The sequence below is a fragment of the Marilutibacter aestuarii genome (assembly GCF_006546775.1).
Taxonomy (GTDB): domain Bacteria; phylum Pseudomonadota; class Gammaproteobacteria; order Xanthomonadales; family Xanthomonadaceae; genus Marilutibacter; species Marilutibacter aestuarii.
The window spans coordinates 1-2,580 of the sequence record NZ_VICE01000079.1 but is presented as its reverse complement, the minus strand read 5'-3'; the positions used below and the strand labels follow the sequence as shown (position 1 = coordinate 2,580).

Annotated in this window: 2 protein-coding genes; both read right to left on the bottom strand. The window is 72.5% G+C overall.

Annotated features, from left to right (window positions below):
• Nucleotides 1–179 precede the first annotated feature (179 nt).
• Nucleotides 180–1,922, bottom strand: a complete 1,743-nt coding sequence (locus tag FKV25_RS08360) for an ArnT family glycosyltransferase (protein WP_141518337.1) — start codon at nt 1,920–1,922, stop codon at nt 180–182.
• A gap of 77 nt (nt 1,923–1,999) precedes the next feature.
• Nucleotides 2,000–2,580 (bottom strand): SAM-dependent methyltransferase (locus FKV25_RS08355; RefSeq protein ID WP_281286219.1); only part of this gene is annotated, 581 nt, incomplete at its 5' end.

Here is a 2,580-nt window from a genome sequence, read left to right as displayed (position 1 = left end):
GCGGGCGCGCTGCAGCCCGCCGCCGGGGCCGGCCCCGAGGAACTCGCCGACGCCCTGCTCGCACTCGCCGGGGACGCCGATCGCTGCGAGCGCCTGCGTGCGGCCAGCCGTGAGCTGGGCCTGGACAACGGCCTGCCCGATGCGGTCGCCGCCTTGCTGGCGCTGCTGGGGGACTGAGCTCAGTCCCCGGTTTCGTCGTCGCCGCCGCGCCAGGTGCTGGGGTCCAGCTCCGGCGGCGTGCAGCCCGGCACCACGGCACCGGCATCGACCAGCGACCAGGCGCGGCGATTGGCGGTGCCGACCGGCACGGCCTTTGATGCGTCGATGCACGGCCCCATGACGGCATCGAGGATCAGCACCTTGCGCGAAGGATCGGCCTGCATCCAGTCGATCGCACCGGCCAGCTGCACGTGCGGCGGCTGGCGGAAGCCCCAGTCCATCGCCGGGCGGTCGGCCTGCAACAGGTTCTGTTCCTTCCAGCCGACCAGGCCGAGTTCGGTGCCGGGGCCGATCATTCGACCGGTCTTCGCCATGACCTCGCTTGCCGAGGACGAGGGGTTCATGAGCGGATAGGCCAGCACGCCGTACAGCACCCACAGGCCGGCCAGCCCGGCGACGGTGCCGTGGGCGCCCCGGCGTGGGCCGAACCACAGCAGGGCCGCGCTGAACCAGACACCGATCGCCAGCATCAGCCAGTTGGCCTGCTCCACGGTGGCGGCGGTGAAGCCGCGGTCCGTGATCAGCTTGCGTTCGAACGCGGGCTCGCCCGTCCACATCGCGATGCCGATGCCCAGGGCCGCGAGCGCCAGCAGGGCGCCGAAACCGAAGGCCAGCCGCGGCGGCCAGGCCTTGCGCAGCAGGCCCGGCAGCAGGGGCGCCAGCGCCAGGCAGGCCATCGGCAGCGCCGGCATGATGTAGACGTCGCGCTTGCCCTGCGGGATCGAGAAGAACACCACCACCAGCAGCCACCAGGCCAGGGGCAGGAGATAGCGCGGGTCGCGCCGGCGCAGGCGGCGCCACCAGGCCGGCAGCGCCCAGGGCAGGGCCAGCATCGGCGGCAGCCACATCGTCAGGATCACGCCCAGGTGATACCACGGCGGCTGGTGGTGGTCCCAGGACTTGGCGTAGCGGTTGGCGGTCTGGTTGAAGAGGATGTCGTCCAGATATGCCCGATAGGCCGGATCGGGGTGCGACAGCGCGGCGGTCACCATCGGCACCAGCCAGATCGACGCCGCGAGCGCGAACATCACCGGGCCCAGCCACCAGCGCGGGTCGCGGAAGCCCTGTCGCACCCGCGGCCAGCCGGCCAGGGCCGCGACCGTGGCCGGCACCAGCATCACCAGCGCCAGGGCGCCGACGCCCTTGGTGATCGTGCCCAGGCCGGCGGCGAACCAGCCCAGCCACCACCACTTCCAGCCGTCGCCCAGCAGCAGGTGGCGCAACAGGCCGTAGTTGGCCAGGGTGATGTAGAAGGTGACCAGCGGGTCGATCTGCGCCTTCTTCGCCTGGTAGGTGAACTGCACCGCGAACAGCAGCGCCCAGCCGGCGTACAGGCCGACGCGCCGCGTCCACAGGCGCTTGCCCAGGTCGGTGACGCACCACAGGGTGCCCAGCGCGGCCAGCAGCGAGGGCAGCAGGAAGGCGACCTTCCAGTCGCGCAAGACGGTGTAGAACGCCGCCTGCAGCCACATCAGCATCGGCGGCTTGTCCGAGTACAGCTCGCTGCCGCGGTGCGGGAACAGCCAGTCGCCGCTCTCGACCATCTGCTTGGCCACCAGCGCGAAGCGGGGCTCGTCGGCCGGCCAGGGATCGCGCAGGCCCAGGCCCGCGCCCAGGACGAGGACCGCGACGATCCAGAACAGGGTGGTGGGGCCCAGCCAGGGCGCGCGGCGGGCCGGGATCGAAGGCAGTGGAGTCGTCATGGGCCGCATGATACGGCGTGCGCCCGCAGGCGATGTCGGAAGGACGTGGGAGCGACCGGCGGCGCGTGGACGGACCCTCAGTCGGTCCCCTTCAGCAGGCGGGCGTAGAAGAAGCCGTCGCCACCGCCCTCGCCGGGCAGGCGCTGCCGGCCCGGGCCCGACGCGTGGCCGAATGTCTCCGGCAAAGGGCATGCGCGGGCATCGGGTGTCCGCGCGAGGAAGGCCTCCACCTGCGCGGCGTTCTCCGCCTTGAGGATCGAACAGGTCGCGTAGAGCAGCACGCCGCCCGGTGCGAGCTTGGCCCACAGCACGTCGAGCAGGCGTGCCTGCAGCTTGACGAGGGCGTCGATGTCGGCGGCACGCCGATGCAGGCGCACGTCCGGCTGCCGTCGGACGATGCCGGTGGCCGAGCACGGGGCGTCGAGCAGGATCGCGTCGAAGGGCTCGCCGCTCCACCACTCGTCGCGGGCACTGGCCGCGTCCACCGCCATCAGGCGGACGTCGCCGCGCAACTGCAGGCGCCTGAGTGTGGCGTGGACGGCCTCCAGCCGCTTGGGGTCGATGTCCAGCGCGGTCAGGCGCAGGCTGGGGTCGCGTTCGAGCAGGTGCGCGGTCTTGCCGCCCGGCGCGGCACAGGCATCGAGCACGCGGGCCCCGG